Annotated in this window: 1 protein-coding gene; it reads left to right on the top strand. The window is 64.7% G+C overall.

Annotation, left to right across the window (positions count from 1 at the left end; genetic code table 11):
* Positions 1 to 1,028 (top strand): elongation factor Tu (gene tuf / locus RCF13_RS00265; RefSeq protein WP_308140681.1); only part of this gene is annotated, 1,028 nt, incomplete at both ends.

Raw genomic sequence — 1,028 nt, 5'->3', positions numbered from 1 at the left:
TTCGGTGGCGAGTTCAAGGACTACTCCTCGATCGACGCCGCGCCGGAAGAAAAGGCGCGTGGCATCACGATCTCGACCGCGCACGTCGAATACGAATCCCCGATCCGTCACTACGCCCACGTTGACTGCCCGGGCCACGCTGACTACGTCAAGAACATGATCACCGGTGCCGCCCAGATGGACGGCGCGATCCTGGTGTGCTCGGCCGCTGACGGCCCGATGCCGCAGACCCGTGAGCACATCCTGCTGTCGCGCCAGGTCGGCGTGCCGTACATCGTCGTGTTCCTGAACAAGGCCGACATGGTGGACGACGCCGAGCTGCTCGAGCTGGTCGAGATGGAAGTGCGCGAGCTGCTGAGCAAGTACGAGTTCCCGGGCGACGACACCCCGATCATCGCCGGTTCGGCCCGTCTGGCGCTGGAAGGCGACCAGAGCGACATCGGCGTGCCGGCCATCCTGAAGCTGGTCGACGCGCTGGACAGCTGGATTCCGGAGCCGGAGCGTGCGATCGACAAGCCGTTCCTGATGCCGGTGGAAGACGTGTTCTCGATCTCGGGCCGCGGCACCGTGGTGACCGGTCGTATCGAGCGCGGCGTGATCAAGGTTGGCGACGAAATCGAAATCGTCGGCATCCGTCCGGTGCAGAAGACCACCGTGACCGGCGTTGAAATGTTCCGCAAGCTGCTGGACCAGGGTCAGGCAGGCGACAACGCTGGCCTGCTGCTGCGCGGCACCAAGCGTGACGACGTCGAGCGTGGCCAGGTGCTGGCCAAGCCGGGCACGATCAAGCCGCACACCAAGTTCGAAGGCGAAGTGTACGTCCTGTCGAAGGACGAGGGCGGCCGCCACACCCCGTTCTTCAACGGCTACCGTCCGCAGTTCTACTTCCGCACCACCGACATCACCGGCGCCGCCAAGCTGCCGGAAGGCGTCGAAATGGTGATGCCGGGTGACAACGTCAAGATGGAAGTCACCCTGATCAACCCGGTGGCCATGGACGAAGGCCTGCGCTTCGCCATCCGCGAAGG

The organism is Stenotrophomonas maltophilia group sp. RNC7 (assembly GCF_030910085.1).
Lineage (GTDB): Bacteria > Pseudomonadota > Gammaproteobacteria > Xanthomonadales > Xanthomonadaceae > Stenotrophomonas > Stenotrophomonas sepilia.
Note: the sequence above shows the minus strand (reverse complement) of the source record. Positions and strands in the feature narration are given on the sequence as shown.